The 20,064-nt window shown below is 73.7% G+C and carries 16 protein-coding genes; 6 read left to right on the forward strand and 10 right to left on the reverse strand.

What is annotated here, in order from left to right; all coding sequences use genetic code 11:
* The first annotated feature begins 44 nt into the window (after positions 1 to 44).
* Both ACW14Y_RS10830 and ACW14Y_RS10835 read left to right on the forward strand, forming a co-directional pair.
* The gene (locus tag ACW14Y_RS10830) at positions 45 to 419 is read left to right on the forward strand and encodes a hypothetical protein (protein ID WP_380304279.1); all 375 of its coding nucleotides are present in this window, start codon (positions 45 to 47) and stop codon (positions 417 to 419) included.
* A 94-nt stretch (positions 420 to 513) separates the two neighbouring features.
* The gene (locus tag ACW14Y_RS10835; protein ID WP_380304277.1) at positions 514 to 879 is read left to right on the forward strand and encodes an ArsR/SmtB family transcription factor; all 366 of its coding nucleotides are present in this window, start codon (positions 514 to 516) and stop codon (positions 877 to 879) included.
* Positions 880 to 895: 16 nt separating this feature from the next.
* Here the strand turns inward: ACW14Y_RS10835 and ACW14Y_RS10840 are convergent, their stop codons facing one another.
* Complete coding sequence (locus ACW14Y_RS10840; RefSeq protein WP_456986618.1) at positions 896 to 2,065, reverse strand: aminotransferase class V-fold PLP-dependent enzyme; 1,170 nt, start codon at positions 2,063 to 2,065, stop codon at positions 896 to 898.
* Between the two features lie 139 nt (positions 2,066 to 2,204).
* Between ACW14Y_RS10840 and ACW14Y_RS10845 the strand changes: the two genes are divergently transcribed.
* From ACW14Y_RS10845 to ACW14Y_RS10855, 3 genes are all read left to right on the forward strand, one after another.
* A complete protein-coding gene (locus tag ACW14Y_RS10845; RefSeq protein WP_380387412.1) occupies positions 2,205 to 4,283 on the forward strand; it encodes a S9 family peptidase in 2,079 nt (692 codons plus the stop codon).
* Positions 4,284 to 4,399: 116 nt separating this feature from the next.
* A complete protein-coding gene (locus ACW14Y_RS10850) occupies positions 4,400 to 4,885 on the forward strand; it encodes an RICIN domain-containing protein (protein WP_380304271.1) in 486 nt (161 codons plus the stop codon).
* A gap of 184 nt (positions 4,886 to 5,069) precedes the next feature.
* Positions 5,070 to 7,445 (forward strand): immune inhibitor A domain-containing protein, encoded by a 2,376-nt coding sequence (locus ACW14Y_RS10855; protein ID WP_380443278.1) that lies wholly within the window; start codon positions 5,070 to 5,072, stop codon positions 7,443 to 7,445.
* Between the two features lie 169 nt (positions 7,446 to 7,614).
* On the opposite strand, the gene ACW14Y_RS10860 is transcribed toward ACW14Y_RS10855, so the two are convergent.
* From ACW14Y_RS10860 to ACW14Y_RS10885, 6 genes are all read right to left on the reverse strand, one after another.
* On the reverse strand, positions 7,615 to 9,078 hold the full coding sequence (locus ACW14Y_RS10860; protein WP_380304267.1) for an MFS transporter: 1,464 nt from the start codon (positions 9,076 to 9,078) through the stop codon (positions 7,615 to 7,617).
* A gap of 359 nt (positions 9,079 to 9,437) precedes the next feature.
* A complete protein-coding gene (locus ACW14Y_RS10865; protein ID WP_380304265.1) occupies positions 9,438 to 10,415 on the reverse strand; it encodes an ABC transporter ATP-binding protein in 978 nt (325 codons plus the stop codon).
* Positions 10,412 to 11,413: an ABC transporter ATP-binding protein gene (locus ACW14Y_RS10870; protein WP_456986619.1), complete on the reverse strand. Its 1,002-nt coding sequence runs from the start codon at positions 11,411 to 11,413 to the stop codon at positions 10,412 to 10,414. The genes ACW14Y_RS10865 and ACW14Y_RS10870 overlap by 4 nt, the downstream gene beginning before the upstream one ends.
* The gene (locus tag ACW14Y_RS10875) at positions 11,413 to 12,399 is read right to left on the reverse strand and encodes an ABC transporter permease (protein WP_380443280.1); all 987 of its coding nucleotides are present in this window, start codon (positions 12,397 to 12,399) and stop codon (positions 11,413 to 11,415) included. The genes ACW14Y_RS10870 and ACW14Y_RS10875 overlap by 1 nt, the downstream gene beginning before the upstream one ends.
* Positions 12,396 to 13,358, reverse strand: a complete 963-nt coding sequence (locus ACW14Y_RS10880) for an ABC transporter permease (protein ID WP_266275124.1) — start codon at positions 13,356 to 13,358, stop codon at positions 12,396 to 12,398. The genes ACW14Y_RS10875 and ACW14Y_RS10880 overlap by 4 nt, the downstream gene beginning before the upstream one ends.
* A gap of 13 nt (positions 13,359 to 13,371) precedes the next feature.
* The gene (locus ACW14Y_RS10885) at positions 13,372 to 15,132 is read right to left on the reverse strand and encodes an ABC transporter substrate-binding protein (protein ID WP_380304261.1); all 1,761 of its coding nucleotides are present in this window, start codon (positions 15,130 to 15,132) and stop codon (positions 13,372 to 13,374) included.
* Positions 15,133 to 15,363: 231 nt separating this feature from the next.
* Between ACW14Y_RS10885 and ACW14Y_RS10890 the strand changes: the two genes are divergently transcribed.
* Positions 15,364 to 16,842, forward strand: a complete 1,479-nt coding sequence (locus ACW14Y_RS10890; RefSeq protein WP_380304259.1) for an aminopeptidase P family protein — start codon at positions 15,364 to 15,366, stop codon at positions 16,840 to 16,842.
* Between the two features lie 119 nt (positions 16,843 to 16,961).
* On the opposite strand, the gene ACW14Y_RS10895 is transcribed toward ACW14Y_RS10890, so the two are convergent.
* The 3 genes from ACW14Y_RS10895 to ACW14Y_RS10905 all read right to left on the reverse strand — a co-directional run bounded on the left by ACW14Y_RS10895 (position 16,962) and on the right by ACW14Y_RS10905 (position 19,971).
* Positions 16,962 to 17,993, reverse strand: coding sequence for a nitronate monooxygenase (locus tag ACW14Y_RS10895; RefSeq protein WP_456986620.1), 1,032 nt, complete (start codon positions 17,991 to 17,993; stop codon positions 16,962 to 16,964).
* An 89-nt stretch (positions 17,994 to 18,082) separates the two neighbouring features.
* Positions 18,083 to 18,733, reverse strand: coding sequence for a response regulator (locus tag ACW14Y_RS10900; RefSeq protein ID WP_380304255.1), 651 nt, complete (start codon positions 18,731 to 18,733; stop codon positions 18,083 to 18,085).
* The gene (locus tag ACW14Y_RS10905; RefSeq protein WP_456986621.1) at positions 18,730 to 19,971 is read right to left on the reverse strand and encodes a sensor histidine kinase; all 1,242 of its coding nucleotides are present in this window, start codon (positions 19,969 to 19,971) and stop codon (positions 18,730 to 18,732) included. The genes ACW14Y_RS10900 and ACW14Y_RS10905 overlap by 4 nt, the downstream gene beginning before the upstream one ends.
* Positions 19,972 to 20,064: the final 93 nt, after the last annotated feature.

Genomic DNA, 20,064 nt, shown 5'->3' on the forward strand with positions numbered 1-20,064 from the left:
CCACATCCCGGTGGCACCCACCGGGCCCGCGGGAGGAGCGCACGATGGCGAATCTGGAGACCTCGCTCAAGGAGGCCATGGCGATCGAGGGCTCGATCGGCGTGGCCCTGGTCGACTACGGCAGCGGCATGGCCCTCGGGAGCCTCGGCGACAGCACCGAGATCGACCTCCACGTCGCCGCCGCCGGGAACACCGACGTGGTGCGGGCCAAGATGCGGGCGATGGAGCTGCTCAACCTGCACGACAACGAGATCGAGGACATCCTGGTCAGTCTCACCAGCCAGTACCACCTGCTGCGGCCGCTGACCACGCAGAGCGGGCGCGGGCTGTTCCTGTTCCTGGCGCTCAACCGCGCCCGCGCCAACCTCGCGATGGCCCGCCACCAGCTGAAGCGGATCGAGCTCTCGCTGGAGATCTGACGGCCCCGGGCCCGCCCGGCCGGCCGGAGCCGGAGGGGGCGCGCCCGGGACCCGTCGGGGACACACCAGGGGGACGCACCAGGGAGGGAGCGCCGTGGCGGTCGCGCTGTACCAGGCCAAGGCCGAGTTCTTCCGGATGCTCGGCCACCCCGTCCGGATCCGGGTCCTGGAGCTGCTGCAGGCCGGACCGACGCCCGTCCGCGAGCTGCTGGCGGAGCTGGAGATCGAACCGTCCAGCCTCTCCCAGCAGCTCGCGGTACTGCGCCGGTCCGGCATCGTCACCGCCACCCGGGAGGGCACCACGGTGGTGTACGCGCTGGCCGGCGGGGACGTCGCCGACCTGCTCCGGGCGGCGCGGCGGATCCTCACCGGGCTCATCTCGGAGCAGCACGCGCTGCTCGCGGAGCTGCGCGCCGTCACGGACGACCCCCCGGAGGAGGGCGTCCCCGGCGACGGCTAGGGCGACGCGGAACGGGCTACCGCAGCAGCTCCGCCAGCCCGTCCGCCAGCACCCCGTACTCCGGCGCCCGGTTGTACAGCTGGCCGCACAGCCGCAGCACCCCGCCGCCCGCCCAGGGCCGCGCCACCGTCCGCACCGCGTACCGCCGCCACATCTGGGCCATCAGGTCCTGCGCCTGCGGGAGCGTCTCGGAGACGCCGGGCGGCAGCCGCAGCGCGCGCATCGACAGCCCGGCCGAGGTCGGCAGCGGGGCCAGGCCGACCCGCTCCGCGACCACGGCGGCGCCGTACGCGACGAGCCGCTCGTTGTGCTCGCGCACCAGCCCGGGCCCCAGCCCGTCCAGCAGGTCGATCCCGGCCGGGGCGGCCAGCCAGGGCGTGTAGTCCAGCGTGCCGCGCCATTCGACGGCGGCCGGATAGCCCTGGTGGTCCTCCCAGGAGAGGATCAGCGGCCGGATCTTCCCGGTCCACTCCGGGCGGACCACCAGCACGCCGGTGGCGCGCGGGGCGAAGGCCCACTTGTGCAGGTTGCCGAACCAGAAGTCGGCCTCCGCCGGGACCGGGTCGGCCAGCATGCCCGGCTCGTGCGCGGCGTCCACCACGGTGGTCACCCCGCGCCCGCGCAGCTCCCGGAGCAGCTCGGGGGTGGCGACCCGGCGGGCGGTGGGCGAGGTGATGCCGTCCAGGACGGCGAGCGCGGTGCGGTCGGTGACCTCGGCCAGGACGGCCTCGCGGACGGCGTCCCCGTCCGAGAGGTCCAGCGGCAGCCGGACGGTGCGCAGTTCGGCGCCCAGTTCCTCGGCGCGCCGCCGGACGGCCTCGGTGACCGTGCCGTAGCCGTGGTCGGTGACCAGGACCTGGTCACCGGCCGCGAGCGGGACGTTGGCCAGCGCGACGGCGATCGCGTCGGTCACGTTGGGGACGAGCGCGAGCAGCTCCGGCCGGGTGCCGAGGGCGTCGGCGAGCCGGGCCCGGGCCGCCGCGACCCGCCCGGGCAGATCGGCGAAGAAGCCGTCCGGATCGGCCTCCTGCTCCTCGTACAGCCGCCGCTGGAGCTGCTGGACCGGGACCGGGACGGCGCCGAAGGACCCGTGGTTGAGGTGGACCACCGCCGGGTCCAGCGTGAACAGCCGTTCGGTCCCGGCCAGCGGCTCGGGGGCTTCGACGGTCGGCGCGGTCTCGGTCACTGCGTTCCTCCTGGAGTGGTGTCGGGGCCGGAGTCCGGGGGTCGGCGCCCGGGCGTTCTGTTACCCAGATCACGTGATGTGTGACATTTCACATGTCGTCCTACTGGTGGCGAGCCCGTTCCACGGCGACCATCGGGCGGTGACCATCACCGACTCCTACCTCTCCCTCAGCGCCCGGACCGGCCGCTTCAGCTTCGGTGCCCCGCGAGCGATCTCGCTCAACGAGGACGGTACCCGCCTGCTGCTGCTCCGCTCCAGCGGTCCCGAGGACCGGTTCGACCGGCTCCACCTCCTCGACCTCGCCACCGGTGCCGAGCGGGAGGTCGCCGATCCGACCGTGCTGGCCCCGGGCCGCACCGGCTCCACCGCCGATCTGCCCGACGTCGAGCGCCGGCTGCGCGAGCGGTCCCGACTCACCGCCGCCGGCATCGGCACCTTCGCCGCCACCCCCGACCTCGCCGTCGCCGTCTTCGCCCTCGACGGCCGGCTCTTCCGCACCGAGACCGCGACCGGCCGCACCACCGAGCTCGCCGCCGCCGGCCCCGTCTTCGACCCCCGCCCGGACGCGACCGGCGAGCGCGTCGCCTACGTCGCCGACGACGCCCTGTACGTGACCGCCCCGGACGGCGCCGACCTGCGCCTCAGCCCGGACGACGGCGCCCGCTGGGGCGTCGCCGAGTTCGCCGCCGCCGAGGAGCTCGGCCGCCACCGCGGCCACTGGTGGAGCCCCGACGGCGACGCCGTGCTCGCCGCCCGGGTGGACGAGTCCGCCGTCCCGCCGCGGCACTTCGCCGACCCGGCGCACCCCGAGCAGGCCCCCGAGCAGTTCGCCTACCCGCAGGCCGGCGGCCCCAACGCGGACGTCCGGCTCTGGGTGCTCGGCCTGGACGGCACCCGGGTCGAGCTCCGCTGGGACACCGAGGCCTTCCCCTACCTGTGCGCCGCCCGGTGGGCCGGGCCGGAGGAGCTGCTGCTCACCGTCGCCGACCGGCTGCAGCAGAACGTGCTGCTGCTGAGCGCCGACCCGGCCACCGGCAGCACCACCGAGCTCTCCCGCACCACCGACGAGTTCTGGGTCGACGACCTGCCCGGCACGCCGGACCGGCTGGCCGACGGCCGGCTGCTCACCGTCCTGGACACCCCCGAGGCCCGGGGCCTGGCCCTGGACGGCAAGCCGCTGGACACCACCGGCCTGCAGATCCGCCGGGTCGTCGGCCGGGTCGGCGACCGGCTGCTCTGCGAGACCGGCGAGGGCGACCCGTTCGACCAGCACGTCCACCTGGTCGACCCGGACGGCGGCGCGCCCGAGCGGCTCTCCGAGGGGCCCGGCGTGCACAGCGCGCTGGCCGCCGGCGACACCCTGCTGCTCGTCTCGGCCGACCCGGACGGCGTGCGCCGCGAGGCCCGCACCCCGCACGGCACCGTCGCCCTGACCGACCTCTCCGCCCCGCTGCCGTACCGGGTCGAGCCGCTGCTCGCCCGGGTCACCGAGCGCGGCCTGCCGAGCGCCGTGGTCTACCCGCGCGGGCACGTCCCGGGCCGGAAGCTGCCCGTGCTGCTCGACGTCTACGGCGGCCCCGGCTTCCAGGCCGTGGCCAACGAGCCGCGCCGCTGGCAGCTCAAGCAGTGGTGGGCCGACCAGGGCTTCGCGGTGGTCACCGTCGACAACGGCGGCACCCCCTTCGTCTCCCCCGCCTTCGTGCGCACCATCTTCCGCCGCTTCTCCCAGGTGGCGTTGGACGACCAGGCCGACGCGCTGCGGGCGCTCGGCGAGACGCACCCCGACCTCGACCTCGACCGGGTCGGCGTGCGCGGCTGGTCGTACGGCGGCTACCTCGGGGCGCTGGCCGTCCTGCGCCGCCCGGACGTCTTCCACGCCGCCTGCGCCGGTGCCCCGCCCACCGACTTCCGGCTGTACGACACCGCGTACACCGAGCGGTACCTGGGACTGCCCCAGGAGAACCCGGACGGCTACGCGGCCGACTGCCTGGTGGACGACGCGGCCTCGCTCGATCGGCCGCTGCTGCTCATCCACGGTCTGGCGGACGACAACGTGCACCCCTCGCACACCCTGCTGCTCTCGCAGGCGCTCACCGCGGCCGGCCGGCCGCACAGCCTGCTGGCCCTGCCGGGAATCACCCACATGACCCCGGGCGGCGTCAACGAGCAGCTGACCCAGGCCGAACTCGCCTTCCTGCGGACCGCGTTGAAACTCTGATCCGCTGTGATGCTCGCCACCCGGGCGGAGGCTGCCGCTCCACTGCCGCCCGGGTGGCGGGCACCCCTACCGTGACGCGGGCCGAAAACGGCCGACCACTCGCCACAGGGGGAACGTTGAACATCCCGACCGTACTGCGCACCCGGACCGCACGGGTCACCGCCGCCGCCCTGACCGCGGCGGCCCTCGGCCTCACGGCCGCCGGCACCGCCGAGGCCCGCACCACCGGCGTCGTCTACGCCTACGCCCTGCAGAACCAGAACACCGGCCGCTGCGTGGACGACAGCGGCGCCTACGGCCTGCGCGCGTTCACCTGCAACGGCCTGAACTACCAGAAGTTCAACTACTACAAGCAGGACAACGGGTCCTGGGTCGTGCAGAACCAGAACACCGGCCGCTGTATCGACGACAGCGGCGCCTACGGGCTGCGGGCGTTCACCTGCAACGGCCAGAACTTCCAGCAGTGGCGCCTGATCTACCTGAACGGCGGCGCGGCCTACCAGAACGTCAACACCGGCCGCTGCATGGACGACAGCGGCGCGTACGGCCTGCGCGCGTTCACCTGCAACGGTCTGAACTACCAGAACTTCAACTTCGTGTAGCCGCACGCCGACCGCACGCCGACCGCCCCGGGCCGCCCGCCGCAGCACGCGGGCGGCCCGGCCGCGTTCCCCCGCCGGAGGCCGCCCACACCTCCCGCGGTCAGATCCCTTCCGTGTGACCCATGACATGTGAAATATTACCTGCGCTCGCCCGACCACCCCCCGTCCGGAAAGGACGAGTCAGTTGCGCAGACTGTCCGCGGCGTTCGCGGCCGCGCTCACCACGAGCGCGATAGCGGTCACCCTGCTCGGTACCCCCGCCCAGGCCGCTCCCCCCACGCCCGCATCCACCCTCTCCGCCGAGTCCGGCGACAGCGCCGAGGCCGGCGGCCTCGAAGCCCCGCCGGCGCCGCTCGCGCCCCAGGAGCGCGAGCGCCAGTCGCTGCGCACCAAGGCACTGGAGCAGCTCAACAAGGGCGCCGTGGCCAAGACCACGGACCGCCGGGCACCCGCCAAGGTGCGGATCGGCAACGACTACGTCCAGCTCGCGCAGCAGCGCAAGGACAAGGTCTTCGTGATCCTCGCCCAGTTCGGCGACCAGGTGGACAACACCACGCTGTACAACGGCCAGCCGCGCTACGGGGGCACCCCCGGCCCGGCGCACAACGCCATCCCGAAGCCCGGCAAGAGCGACAACCACACGCTCTGGAACCAGGACTTCGACCGGAACTACTACCAGAAGATGTTCTTCGACGACTCGCCCGGCGCGGTCTCGATGCGCAACTTCTACCGCACCCAGTCCTCGGGCCGGTACGACATCGAGGGCACCGTCAGCAACTGGGTCACCGTGCCGTGGAACGAGGCCCGCTACGGCTCCAACAAGGGCCCGCAGGGCTCCGGCGCCTGGACCCAGGGCCAGGAGTTCATCCGGGACGCCGTCAAGGCCTGGTACGACGGCGAGATCGCCAAGGGCCGCACGGCCGCGGACGTCAAGGCCGAGCTGGCCCAGTACGACGTCTACGACCGCTACGACCACGACAAGGACGGCGAGTTCGCCCAGCCCGACGGCTACCTGGACAACGTCATCGTCGTGCACGCCGGCGCCGACGAGACCTGGGGCGGCGGCGCGCAGGGCGCCGACGCGCTGTGGGCGCACCGCAGCTGGACCTTCCCGGACCCGACCGGCCAGGTCGGCCCGGTCGGCAACAAGATCGGCGGCGCGCCGGTCGGCGACACCGGCCTGTACGTCTACGACTACGTCCAGGCGGGCGAGAACAGCGGCGTCGGCCTGTTCTCCCACGAGTTCGGCCACAACCTCGGTCTGCCCGACCTGTACAGCACCAGCGGCGGCGACAACAGCGTCAACTTCTGGTCGCTGATGTCCTCCGCCTCGTACCTGGGCAAGGGCAAGAACACCACCGGCGCCTACCCCGGCGACCTCGACGCGTGGAGCAAGCTGCAGTTCGGCTGGCTCAACTACGACGAGGCGCAGGCCGCCACCCGGTCCAGCCACGCGCTCGGCGTCAGCGGCTACAACACCGACCAGGCGCAGGCCGTCCTGGTCCACCTGCCGGACGGCACCACCAGCACCGAGCTCGCCGACCCGCGCGAGGGCGCCAAGCAGTGGTGGAGCGACACCGGCGACAACCTGGACAACGCGCTGGCCCGCGACGTCGACCTCGGCGGGACCACCGGCCCGGCCGCCCTCGACGCGGCGGTCTGGTACGACATCGAGCAGGACTACGACTTCCTGACCGCCGAGGCCTCCACCGACGGCGGCAAGACCTGGACCGCCCTGCCCGGCACCGTCGACGGCACCCCGATCGGCAGCACCAGCGCCAACGTCCCGGGCCTGAGCGGCACCTCCGGCGCGTACCGGCAGCTGCACATCCCGCTGGACGCCTACGCGGGCCAGAAGGTCCGGCTGCGGCTGCACGTCACCTCCGACGGCAACACCCACGGCAAGGGCGTCCTGGTCGACGCGGTGAAGATCACCGCCGGCGCCACCACCCTGTTCACCGACGGCGCCGAGAACGGCACCAACGGCTGGACCGCCACCGGCTTCACCGTCATCACCGGCCGCACCGCGGTCAAGCAGCACCCGCGCGCCTACCTGGTGGAGAACCGGCGCTACGCCGGCTACGGCGAGTTCCTGAAGACCGGCCCGTACAACTTCGGCTACACCGGGGTCGAGGGCAAGAAGGACATCGTCGACAACTACCCGTACCAGGAGGGCGTGCTCGTCTGGCTCTGGGACACCGGCTACGGCGACAACAACACCAAGGACCACCCCGGCGGCGGCCTGATCCTGCCGATCGACGCCCACCCGGCGCCGATCCGCTTCGCCGACGGCACCCTGGTCAACGCCCGGGCGCAGACCTTCGACGCGACCTTCTCGCTCAAGCCCACCACCGGCTTCACGCTGCACAAGGCCGGCGTCCCGGTGAAGATCGGCTCGGAGAAGGCCGTCCCGGCCTTCAACGACCGCACCGGTGTCTACAGCGACCCGGCCACCCCGCAGCTCGGGGTGAAGGTCCCGGACACCAACACCAAGATCGAGGTCGTCCGCGAGTCCCAGGGCGGGCGGATCACCACCGTCCGGGTGGGCCCCGCGTCCTGACCCCGCTGTCCGGATCCGGCCGCGCCGACCCCGCGCGGCCGGGCCCGGCAGTCCGAACCCCGGCGTCCTGAGCGCCGGGCCTCCCCGTGGAAGACAGGTCCCACGGACAGGCAGACCGCCCCGGTCCTCCCACCAGGAGGGCCGGGGCGGTCCGTTTCCCGCGACTCGCTCACCCTTCGGCGCGCGCCCGCCGCAGGCTCAGCGCGGCGGTGGCGGTACCGAACACGGTCAGGGCGCCGAGCCCGAAGACCATGTAGCGGGCGCCGTCCAGCGTGGAGTCCCCGCCGAAGCTCACCAGCGTCCCGGCCAGCGCCGAACTCACCGTGAAGGCGATCAGCTGCGTGGTGTTGAGGCCCGCGGCCGCCTTGGCGCCCTCCACCTCGTCGTCGGTGCTGCGCATCGCCGTGACGCTCAGGTGCGGGAAGGCCGCCCCGATGCCGGTCCCGCCGATCACCAGCACCACCGCCCACAGCAGCACCCGGCCGCCGGAGGCCTGCGAGGTCTGCAGCAGGCCGTAGGCCAGCAGACCCGCCGTGAGCACCGCCGGGCCGACCCGGATCGCCAGCGAACGGGCCCGCTCCGAGCGCAGGTTGACGCTGAACAGCTGCGCCGAGGTCCAGCCGACCGACACCGTCGCGCCGAGGAAGCCGGCCGCCAGCGGGCTCAGCCCGCCCAGCTCCTGGCCGAACAGCGGGATGAAGGTCTCGGTCATCACACCGGTGCAGTACACCGCGACGGTCAGGTAGATCCACTTCAGGTGGTTGCCGCGACGGTAGGTCAGCTTGGGCAGCACGGTCGCCGATCCGCGGCGCTCCACCAGCAGGAAGCCCGCCAGCAGCACCAGGCCCAGCACGATGCACAGCGCCGTCGCCCAGCCGCGCGGCACGGTGGAGCTGATGCTGAAGGCGCCCGCCGCGAGCGTCAGCAGCAGCAGCGAGGGCAGCGGCAGCGGTTCGACGGTGCGCGCGGACCCGGTCGGGCCGGGCAGCGAGCGGCGGGCCAGCACGGCCAGCACCAGCGCGGCCGCCATGAGCAGGACGTAGGAGCCGCGCCAGGCGTTCAGTTCGGCGAAGAGCCCGCCGAGCGAGGGGCCGACCAGCGTGCCCACGCCCCACATCGCCGACACCAGGCCGGCCGCCCTGGTCCACAGCCGTTCCGGCAGCGCGGTGCGGATCACCGCGTAGCCGAGGCCGGCCATCAGCCCGCCGCCCAGGCCCTGGACGATCCGGCCGACGATCAGCGTCTCCATCGACGGACTGGCGGCGGTCAGCCCGGCACCGGCGGCGAACACCAGGAACCCGGTCAGGTAGGAGCGCGAGGGACCGAACCGGGCGAGCAGCCGGCTGACCAGCATCGCGGCGGTCACCGCGGCGATCAGGAAGCCGGTCGCCACCCAGGCGTAGAAGCGGGCGCCGCCGATGTCCTCGACGATCGAGGGGAGCAGGGCGGCGGTGAAGTAGAGGTTCATCGCGTAGAGGGCGACACCGCCGGCCATGATCGAGGCCTGGGCGGCGTACTGCTTGGAGAAGAGGTCCCCCCAGCCGCCGGAGGTCGCCGCCGACTCGGCAACGGGAGCGTGATCTCCCTGGTCGGAGGAGGCGGAGGCGGTCTGGACCCGCGGAGTTTCGGTCACGTGGACACGCTATGAGTTCAAGTGAACTTCAAGTCAAGCGCTCGCGCGGACCGCAGGGAACGGGCAGCGGCACCGGGCCCGGGAACGACGAAAGGGCCCGCCGGGTCCGACGACCCGGTCGGACCCGGCGAGCCCCGCCCGTCCGGTGGGATTCCACCGGACGGGACCCGGTCGGGCGCGGCCCTCATCACAGGCTCCCCGCCGCTCCCGACCGGGGCTCGGCACGCGAGGAGGATCGCTCCTCGCGCGTTCGGTGCCGTACCGTCCGCCGTGGGGGTGGCCGGACGGTACGGCGGTTCAGCCGCGGCCGGAGGCGCGCCCAGTGGCAGGCGCCCCCGACCGCGAGACCGCGTCCCGGATCAGTTCTCCGGGAAGTGGCAGGCCGCCTCGCGACCGCCCGGCCCGGCGATCCGCAGCAGCGGACGCTCGGTCCGGCAGATCTCCTGGGCCTTCGGGCAGCGCGGGTGGAAGCTGCACCCGGGCGGCGGGGCGGCCGGGCTCGGCGGGTCGCCGAGCAGCACGATCCGCTCCCGCGCCCGTTCCGCGGCCGGGTCCGGCAGCGGAACGGCGGACAGCAGGGCCTTGGTGTAGGGGTGCGCCGGGTTGCTGTACACCTGGTGCTTGTCGCCGATCTCGACGATCCGGCCCAGGTACATCACCGCGACCCGGTCGCACACGCGCTTGACCACCGAGAGGTCGTGCGCGATGAAGATGTACGCCAGCCCCAGTTCGTCCTGGAGCCGCTCCATCAGGTTGACCACCTGGGCCTGGATGGAGACGTCCAGCGCGGACACCGGCTCGTCGGCGACCACCAGCCGGGGCGAGGTGGCCAGCGAGCGGGCGATGCCGATGCGCTGGGCCTGGCCGCCGGAGAACTCGTGCGGGTAGCGGTCCAGGTGCTCGGGGATGAGGCCGACCAGCTCCATCAGCTCGACGGCCCGCTTGCGGGCGTCGGCCGCGCTGCTGCCCTGGACCAGCAGCGGCTCGGAGATGATCCGGGCCACCGTCTGCCGGGGGTTGAGCGAGGAGTACGGGTCCTGGAACACCATCTGCAGGTGCTTGCGGTGCGGGCGCAGCTGGGCCTGGGTCAGGCCGCCGATCTCGGTGCCGTCGAAGTTGACGGTGCCCGAGGTCGGGTCGATCAGCCGGACGACCATGCGCCCGGTGGTCGACTTGCCGCAGCCGGACTCGCCGACCAGGCCCAGGGTCTCGCCGGCGCCGACGTCGAAGCTGACGCCGTCCACCGCCCTGATCGGGGCGCCGGGCTGGCCGGTGCGTGAGCGGCGGCCGGGGAAGGTCTTCACCAGATCCCGGACCGTCAGCAGGGGTTCGGTCATCCCAGGACTCCTTCCGGCACCAGCGGCAGGTGACAGGCGGCCTGGTGGCCGGGGGCGAGCGGGCCGAACTCCGGCCGCTCGGACAGGCAGCGGGCGTGCTCCTCGGCGGCGGCGGCGATGGTGCGGGCGCAGCGCGGGGCGAAGGAGCATCCGGGGGCGGGGGCGATCAGCGACGGCGGGGTGCCGGGGATGGCCCGCAGCGGGGCGTCGTCGGTGTCGTCCAGACGGGGCAGCGAGTCGAGCAGACCGCGGGTGTACGGGTGCGCGGGGGCGGCGAACAGCCGGTCCACGGGAGCCTGTTCGGCGGCGCGGCCGCCGTACATGACGAGCACCTCGTGGGCGACCCGGGCGACCACGCCGAGGTCGTGGGTGATCATCACGACGCCGAGTCCGCGTTCCTGCTGGATCCTGGCGATCAGGTCGAGGATCTGGGCCTGGACGGTGACGTCGAGCGCGGTGGTCGGCTCGTCGGCGATCAGCAGTTCGGGCTCGCAGGCGAGCGACATGGCGATCATCACGCGCTGGCGCATGCCGCCGGAGAACTGGTGCGGGTACTCGTCGACCCGGCGGGCCGGCTCGGGGATGCCCACCTCGGCGAGCATCTCGATCGCACGCTCGCGGCCCGCCTTGCGGGAGGCCTTGAAGTGCACCCGGTAGTGCTCGGCGATCTGCTCCCCGACCGGGTAGAAGGGGTGCAGGCTGGACAGCGGGTCCTGGAAGATCATGGCGATCCTCCGGCCGCGGATCGCGCCGAGCTGCTTCTCGCCCAGGCCGTTGAGCTCCTGGCCGTCGAGCCTGATCGAGCCGCCGACCTTGGCGCCCCGGTGCAGGCCCATGACGGCGAGCGAGGTGACGGACTTGCCGCTGCCGGACTCGCCGACCAGGCCGAGGGTCTTCCCGGCCTCGACGGTGAAGTTGATGCCGTCGACGGCCCGGACGGTGCCGCGCGGGGTGTCGAAGGCGACCTTGAGGTCCTCGACCTCCAACAACGACGTCATCAGTACCTCACTCTCGGGTCGACGTACGCGTAGAGCACGTCGACCAGCAGGTTCGCGACGACGATGAAGAAGGCCGCGAGCAGGGTGACGCCGAGGATGACGGGCTGGTCGGAGCGGAGCAGGCCGTCGTAGAAGAGGCGTCCGATTCCGGGCAGTCCGAAGATCGACTCGGTGATGACGGCACCGGCCAGCAGGCCGCCGAGGTCCATGCCGAAGATGGTGAGGATCGGCGTCATGCCGGAGCGCAGACCGTGTTTGACGGTGACGGTGAGCGCCGGCATGCCCTTGGCGCGGGCGGTGCGGATGTACGGCTCGGCCATCGCCTCGATCATCGAGGTCCGGCTCTGCCGGGCGTACTGGGCCGCGTAGAGCAGCGCCAGGGCGGTCCACGGCAGCAGCAGGTTGGAGGCCCAGGACACCGGGTTGTCGGTGAACTCGTGGTACGCGGGGTAGGGCAGCAGGCCGGCGGTCCGCACCACGCCCCAGATCAGCATGATCGAGGTGAAGTAGACCGGCAGCGAGGCGGCGCCGACCGACAGGACGGTGAGGATCTTGTCGACCACGGTGTTCTTGCGCAGCGCCGAGGTGATGCCGGCGCTGAGGCCGAGCACCAGCCAGAGCACGGCCGAGCCGATGGCGAGCGAGACCGACACCGGCAGGCGGTCGACCAGCAGGTCCCAGACCGGCAGCGAGTACTCGTAGGAGTAGCCGAGGCAGGGGAAGCCGCAGTGGGTGGCGCTGGCGCCGCTGCCGTAGTCGCGGCCGGCGACGATGCCCAGCAGGTAGACGAAGAACTGCTCCCAGACGGGCTTGTCCAGGCCCATCGCGGCCTTGACCTCGACCAGCCGCTCGGGGCTGCAGGTCTTGCCGCAGGCGGCCGCGGCCGGGTCGTTGGGCAGCAGGTAGAAGATGGTGAAGGTGATGGCGCAGATGGCCAGCAGGATGCCGGCGACGCCGAGCAGCCGGCGCCCGAGGTAGAGGATCACGACCGTCCTCCCTTCGGGTCGAGGATGTCGCGCAGCGCGTCGCCGAGCAGGGTGAAGGCGAGGACCGCGACGAACAGGAAGACCGTCGGGATGAGGAAGTACGTCGGGTCGGTCTCGTAGAAGACGATCGATTCGGCGATCATCTGGCCCCAGGAGGGGGTCGGCGGCCGGACGCCCACGCCGAGGTAGGAGAGCGCGGCCTCGGTGGCGATCATGCCGGGGATCAGCAGGGTGGTGTAGGCGATGATCGGCCCGGAGACGTTGGGCAGGATCTCCCGGGTGAGGATGCGCCAGGACCGGGCGCCGCCGACCTTGGCCGCCTCGACGTACTCGCGGTGCTTGAGCGAGAGCGTCTGGCCGCGGACGACGCGGGCCACGCCGGGCCAGCCGAACAGGCCGATGACCACGGTCATCAGGAGGATCCGGTTGACGTCCCTGGCCACCGACATCATCGCGATCATGAAGATCAGCGAGGGGAACGACATCGTGAGGTCCATCAGCCGGGACAGCAGGCTGTCGATGCGGCCGCCGAAGTAGCCGGCCGCGATGCCGGCCAGGGTGCCGGCGATCACGACGACGGCGGTGGCGACGAACGCGATCAGCAGCGACACCTGGCCGCCGTGCAGGACCCGGGCGAACAGGTCGCGGCCGGTGGCCGGCTCGACGCCGAACCAGTGCCGGGCGCCGACGCCGCCGAAGTCGCCCTTGGGCAGGCCGCCCAGGTAGGCGTCGACGGCGCGCTTGTCGAACTCCTCGGCGTTCCAGCCGCCGAGCGCGCTCAGCGGGCCGGCCAGCACGGCCATCAGGACGAGGAGGACGACCATGATCAGGCCGAAGCGGGCGGAGCCCTTGGCCCACAGCTGGTCCCAGACCAGCCGCCAGGGCCCGCGCCCGGAGGCTTTCGCGGGGCCCGCCGCCGCGACGGGCGCGGCGGCGGGCTCAGTCGTAGTGGTGCTCATGACGGACGGTTCCTCAGCCCTGGCTCTTGGCGGGGTCCTTGAGGCCGACGGTGGCCATGTCGATCATGCCCGCGTAGCCCGGGGCGCCGAAGGCGCCGGCCACGTTGGTGCCGACCAGCAGCGCGCGGCGCTGCCACATGAGCGGGACGGCCGGGGCCTTCTGCAGGAGCGCCTCGTCCAGCTTCTTCCAGGCCTCGTTGGCCTCGTTCACGTCCGGGAGGGCCGCGATGCGGTCCATCTCGTCCATGGTGGCCTGGTCGCGGAACTGGCTGTAGTTGCCCTGGTTGCCCTTGTCCTTGATGGTGCGGCCGTCGAACAGGAAGGGCAGGAAGGTGGCGCCGGACGGGTAGTCCGGGCACCAGCCGTTGATGGTCAGCTCGGGCGCGGCCTTGGCGTCGCCGAGGGTGTCGGTGAACGCCGACGGGTCGACGGTGTTGACGGTGACCTGGATGCCGGCCTTGGCCAGCGACTGCTGGATGGCCTCGCCGCGGGTCTTGTCGCCGAGCGAGACGGTGAGCGCGACCTTGAGGTCGGTCTTGCCGGCCGCCTTGAGCAGGTCCTTGGCCTTCGCCGGGTCGCCGGCGGCCGGGATCTTCAGCGGGTCGGCCTTGACGCCGCCGGTCAGCGACGGCGGCAGGAAGGAGGTGGCGACGTCGGCGATCGCGGGGCCGCCGAAGGCGGTGACCTGGGCCTCGCGGTCGACCGCCCACATGACGGCCTCGCGGACCTTCGGGTCGTCGAACGGCGCCTTGGAGGTGTTGAGGTAGAGGCTGTCGGTGCAGCCGGTGCGCTCGGCCACCATGCGGGCCTTGACGTCGGCCTTGGGCAGCACCTTCGCGACCGACTCGGGGCGCATCCAGGGCATCTCGATCGCCGAGGCGTCGGCGCCGTCGCTGGCGATGATGCGGTCGTCGACCTGGCCGCCCTTGAGGCCCTGGGTGACGACGATCTTGTCCGGGTAGGCCTTGCGGATCGGGTCCGAGGACGGGTCCCAGTTGGTGTTGCGGACCAGCACCAGCTGCTTGCCGCGGTCGTAGCTCTCGATCTTGTACGGGCCGGAGGAGAACGGCCGCATGTCGTACTGGGTGCCCTTCTCCTGGGCGGGCGGCACCGGCGCGAAGGTGGGCAGGGTCGCGGTGTACGCGAACTCGGCGACCGGGCGCTTGAGGCGGAAGACGATGGTCTTGTCGTCCGGCGTCTCGATGCTCGCCAGGTGCTCGCCGGTCAGCGGGCCCTTGTAGCTCTCGCCGCCGGCCAGGTACTGGGCCGCGTAGTCGGGGCCACCGGTGAGGTCCGGGGAGAACGAGCGCTCGACGTTGTACTTGATGTCGGAGGACTTGATCGGCGAGCCGTCCTCGTACTTCAGCCCGTCGCGCAGGGTGAAGGACCAGGTCTTGCCGCCGTCGGACGGGCGGCCGGTGTCGGTGGCCAGGTCGGGGACGATCTGGTTGCCGGCGTCACCGGGCTCGGCCTTGAAGGTGACCAGGGTGCGGTAGATCAGCCGGGTGCCGAAGTCCATCTGCGGCAGGGTCCAGTTGCGGGCCGGGTCGAGGTGGGCGAAGTCCTGGTTGGTCAGCACGGTCAGGGTGCCGCCCTTGACCGGGGTGCCGCCCACGGCCGTGCCGGTGTCGGCACCGGGCCCCTTGGTGGAGCTGGCGGCGGCGGTGTCGCCGGAGCCGCTGTCGCTCTTGTCCTTGCTTCCGCAGGCGCCGAGCCCGAGGGTGAGTGCCGCCGCGATGGCCGCCGCGAGGGCGGTCTGGGTACGCCTGTTCATATCTGACTCCGCAGTGGGGGGCCCGCCGAGAAGGCCCGTCGTCCAACCCCGGGGGTGGATCCGGGGCCCGGCCGGGAGGGCGACCTCAGGGGGTCTAGCCGCTCCGCGGTGTGACCCGTAACATAGTAATGTGAAATTGCACTGCACAAGAGGTGACGCCACCCGTTACCGAGATGTGTCCGTGCAGCCCCTCCTCCCCCAACTCCGCACCACGCGTTTTAGGAGTACCCGGTGACCCTCCGTCAGACCGGCCTCAACACCGGAAGCCACGACCTCCCGGTGTCGGCGGCGCTCAACGCCTTCATGGGCACCGCCTGGGCCCCCACCCCGCTCCCGGCCGAGGACCGCGTCCCCGGCTACGCCGTCACACCCGGCCGCCGCGCCCGGCTGTCCCTGGCCTTCCCCGGCGAGCGCCTGATCGTCCCGGCCGGCCGGCTCAAGGTCCGCAGCAACGACGTCGACTACCGCTTCCGCCCGCACAGCGCCTACGCCTGGCTCACCGGCCTCACCGGCGAGGACCAGGTCGGCCACGTGCTCGTCCTGGAGCCGACCGGCCCCGACGGCCACGAGCCCGTCCTCTACCTGCGCCCCCGCTCCCCCCGCGGCGGCGCCGACCCGGTGCGCGGCGCCGAGTTCTTCCGCGACCGCCGCTACGGCGAGTTCTGGGTCGGCCGCCGCCCCGACCTCGACGAGGCCGCCCGGCTCACCGGCGTGCGCGTCGAGCACCTCGACGAGCTGGACAAGCTGCTCACCGGCCCGCAGCCCGTCACCCGGGTGCTCACCGGCGTCGACCCCGAGCTCGACGCCGCCACCGGCCGCCCCGGCCCCGCCGCGCTCGTCGACGCCGACGGCCTCTTCGCCGCCGTGCTGTCCGAACTGCGCCTGGTCAAGGACACCTGGGAGGTGGAGCAGCTCCAGCTCTCCGTCGACCACACCGTGCTCGGCTTCGAGGACGTCGTCCGCGCCCTGCCCGCCGCCCTGCGCCACCACCGCGGCGAGCGCTGGATCGAGGGCGTGTTCAACCTCCGCGCCCGCGCCGAGGGCAACGGCATCGGCTACGAGACCATCGCCGCCAGCGGCGCCCACGCCGGCGTCCTGCACTGGATCCGCAACGACGGCGCGCTCGACCCGAACGCCCTGCTGCTGCTGGACGCCGGCGTCGAGACCGACACCCTCTACACCGCCGACATCACCCGCACCCTCCCGCTGAGCGGCACCTTCACGCCCGTCCAGCGCCAGGTCTACGAGCTGGTGCTCGCCGCCCAGCAGGCCGGCATCGACACCCTGCGCCCCGGCGCCCGCTTCCGCGACTTCCACGCCGCGGCCGCCCGGGTCATCGCCGAGGGCCTCGCCGACTGGGGCGTCCTGCCCGTCTCCGCCGAGGAGGCGCTCGCCGAGGACAGCGGCCTCTACCGCCGCTACACCCTCTGCGGCACCGGCCACATGCTCGGCCTCGACGTCCACGACTGCGCCAAGGCCCGCGCCGAGACGTACCTGGACGCCGTCCTGGAGGAGGGCCACGTGCTCACCGTCGAGCCCGGCCTCTACCTCCAGCCCGACGACGAGACCCTCCCCGCCGAGCTCCGCGGCATCGGCGTCCGGATCGAGGACGACCTGGTCGTCACCGCCGACGGCGCCCGGCTGATGTCCGGCGCGCTGCCGCGCAGCGTCCCGGCCATCGAGGCCTGGATGGCCGAACTGCTCGGCTGAGCCGGCGGTGCCGGCCCCACGGCGGTCGGGCCGGCACCGCTCGGGGGCCGGTCCCCCGGATTCCCGCCCAGGCGGGGACCCGGGGCCGGCCCCCGGGAACGGCCGCGGGGCCGCCGGGCTCACCGCCCGGCGGCCCGGGCCTCCTCCCACAACCGGGCCACGATCCCCGCCGCCGGGCCGCCGCGCGCCGCCCGGTGGCCCGTCCCGGCCCACAGGTGCATCGCCCCGGTGTCACCGCGCCCGGCCGCCGCCGCGCGCAGCGGCTGGGTCAGGTGGTGCACCTCCGGATAGGCGGCGGGCGCGTACGGCCCGTACCGGTCGATGAACGCGTTGCGCAGCCCGCGTGCCGGGCGCCCGGTGAACGCCCTGGTCACCGTCGTCGTCTCGAACTCCGTCAGCGCCGCCCGGTGCGCCGCCGACGTCCCCGCCTCGTCCGCCCGCAGCAGAGCCGTCCCCACCTGGACCGCCACCGCGCCGGCCCGCAGCGCGGCCGCGACCGACGCCCCGTCGGCCAGCCCGCCCGCCGCGACCAGCGGCAGCCCCGTCACCGACCGCACCGCGGCCAGCAGATCGAGCAGCGGGACCTCCCCCGGCCGGTCCGCGATCCCGTGGGTGGCCCGGTGCCCGCCCGCCTCCGGGCCCTGCACGCACAGCGCGTCCATCCCGGCCGCCTCGGCCCGCCGGGCCTCCTCCGGCGTGGTCACCGTGCCCACCTGGAACACCCCCGCCGCCCGCAGCGCCCGCGCCTCCTCGGCGGCGGGCAGCCCGAAGGTGTACGAGACCGCCGCGACCGGCCCGTCGAGCAGCGCGGCGATCTTGGCGTCCCAGTCGTCCCGGTCCGGCCCGATCGCCTCCGGCAGCACGACGCCGTGCCGCTCCGCCTCGGGCCGCAGCCGCTCCCGGTAGGCGGCGACCGCCGCCGGGTCGCCGGGCCCGGCCGGTACGAAGAGGTTCACGCCGAACGGTCGGTCCGTCAGCTTCCGGGTGATGTCGATCTGTTCGGCCGTCGCGGCGGCGCTCCGGTAGCCGGCCGCCAGGAAGCCCAGCCCGCCCGCCGCGTTCACCGCGGCCACCAGCTCCGGCGTGGTCGCCCCGCCGGCCATCGGTGCGCCGATCACGGGCACGGTGAGTTCGTCGAGTCGGACGGCCATCCGGGGATCCTCCGATCGCGCGGCACACGGGGTCGCCGACCACCCTACGCCCGCCGCCCGCCGGGCCTCCGTGGCGTCGCCTCCCCCGATCAGCCCCCGCGCCGGATCAACCCCCGCGCCCGCGCCTCCCGCACCGCCGCCGTCCGCGACTCCACGCCCAACTTGGTGTAGATGTGCACCAGATGCGACTTCACCGTGGCCAGGCTCAGGTGCAGCCGCCCGCCGATCGCCTGGTTGGTCAGACCGTCCGCGACCAGCCCCAGCACCTCCGTCTCCCGCGCGCTCAGCGCCGCCGCGGGCGTCCGCATCCGCTCCAGCAGCCGGTCCGCCACCGTGGGCGCCAGCGCCGGCCGGCCCGCCGCCGCCGACCGCACCGCCCGGGCCAGCTCCTCCGGCGGCGCGTCCTTCAGCAGGTACCCGGTGGCCCCGGCCTCCAGCGCCGGCAGCGTGTCCGCGTCCGTGTCGTAGGTGGTCACCACCAGGACCCTCGGCGCCCCCGGGCCCCGGGCCGTGATCGCCGCCGTGGCCTGCGCGCCGTTCATCGCCGCCCCCGGCCCGAACTGCAGGTCCATCAGCACCACGTCCACCGCCACCTCCGCGGCCAGCTCGACCGCGCGCTCGGCGGTGGCGGCCTCCGCGACGATCGCGAAGTCCGGCTCGCTCTCCAGGACGGCCCGCAGCCCGGCCCGGACCACCGGGTGGTCGTCGGCGAGCAGCAGGCGGATCACGGACCCGGTCACGACGGCTCCTCCTTCGCGTCGCCCGCTCCGCCCGGCACCGGCAGCAGCACCGCGAGCGCCGTGCCCTCCCCCGGCGCGGACTCCACCGCGAAGCTCCCGCCCAGCGCCCGCGCCCGGGCCCGCATCGACGGCAGCCCGTAGCCGCCCTCCCCGCCCCCGCCGTCCCCGCCGTCGGCGGACCGCGTCCGCACGGCCTCCGGGTCGAACCCCGTGCCGTCGTCCACCACGTCCAGCGCCACCTCGCCCGCCATGAAGCTGAGCGTCACCTCGGCCCGGCCCGCCCCGGCGTGCCGCACCGTGTTGCCGAGCGCGGACTGCGCGATCCGCAGCAGCGCCACCTCGTGCGGCACCGGCAGCGGGACCCGCTCGCCGAGGACGTGCAGCCGCACCGGCAGGCCGCTCCGCACCGAGGTCGTGGCGCACAGCCGCTCCAGCGCCACCGGCAGGGTGTCGCTCTCCAGCGCCGGCGGGGTGAGCGCCCGCACGAAGCGGCGGGCCTCGTCGAGGTTGTCCTGCGCGGCCTGCCGGGCCTGCTCCACGTACTCGCCGGCGGCCTCCGTCCGCTCCGGCAGCGCGCGCTGGGCGGCCCGCAGCAGCAACTGGATGCTGGTGAGGCTCTGCGCCAGGGTGTCGTGGATCTCCCGGGCCAGCCGCTCCCGCTCGGCGAGGACGCCGGCCGCGTGATGGGCGGTGGCGAGGTCGGCGCGGGCGGCCGTCAGCTCGTCGATGAGCCGACGGCGCTCCTCGCTCTCCCGGTAGAGCGCCTGGTAGCCGAACACGGTCGCGACGGCGAAGGCGGCGCCCAGCAGCGGCCCGATCGCCGGTGCGACGCCGACGGTGTGCTGATGGGCGGAGTAGGCGACGATCGCCGCGACGGCGGTCAGCCCGACCGCCGCCACCCCGGCCCGCCGGCCGAGCAGGTGCAGTTCCAGGAAGTACAGCGGGAACGCCACCCAGACCCCGTCCGGGGTGGCCACCAGCACGCCCACCCAGGTGACCCCGAGCAGCGCCAGCCAGAGCGCGGCGGCCCGGCCGGAGCGGCCGACGGCGCCGATCAGCGGACCGGCCGCGTAGACGGCGGCCATCGCGGTGGCGGCGGCCGCGACCGCCGCCGGGTCCCCGTCGCGCCCGGCCAGGGCCCGGACCACGGCGAGCGCGAGCAGGCCCGCCACCAGCAGGTGCAGACAGACCCGGAGCACACGGGCGACGGGGGTGGTTCGAGGTCGATCGGTCGCCATCCGTCCAGCCTAGGGTCCGTGCCGCCGACCGGCATCAATCGAAAGGTTGAACTCCGCTTCCGCCCTTCGAAGCCGAGGTTCCAATCCCCGGTG

The organism is Kitasatospora sp. cg17-2 (assembly GCF_054031055.1).

Coding starts and splice junctions, on each gene's coding strand:
- ACW14Y_RS10880 (WP_266275124.1), bottom strand. CDS start 13,358: ATGAGCACCACTACGACTGAGCCCGCCGCCGCGCCCGTCGCGGCGGCG.
- ACW14Y_RS10885 (WP_380304261.1), bottom strand. CDS start 15,132: ATGAACAGGCGTACCCAGACCGCCCTCGCGGCGGCCATCGCGGCGGCA.
- ACW14Y_RS10830 (WP_380304279.1), top strand. CDS start 45: ATGGCGAATCTGGAGACCTCGCTCAAGGAGGCCATGGCGATCGAGGGC.
- ACW14Y_RS10870 (WP_456986619.1), bottom strand. CDS start 11,413: ATGACGTCGTTGTTGGAGGTCGAGGACCTCAAGGTCGCCTTCGACACC.
- ACW14Y_RS10905 (WP_456986621.1), bottom strand. CDS start 19,971: ATGGCGACCGATCGACCTCGAACCACCCCCGTCGCCCGTGTGCTCCGG.
- ACW14Y_RS10895 (WP_456986620.1), bottom strand. CDS start 17,993: ATGGCCGTCCGACTCGACGAACTCACCGTGCCCGTGATCGGCGCACCG.
- ACW14Y_RS10865 (WP_380304265.1), bottom strand. CDS start 10,415: ATGACCGAACCCCTGCTGACGGTCCGGGATCTGGTGAAGACCTTCCCC.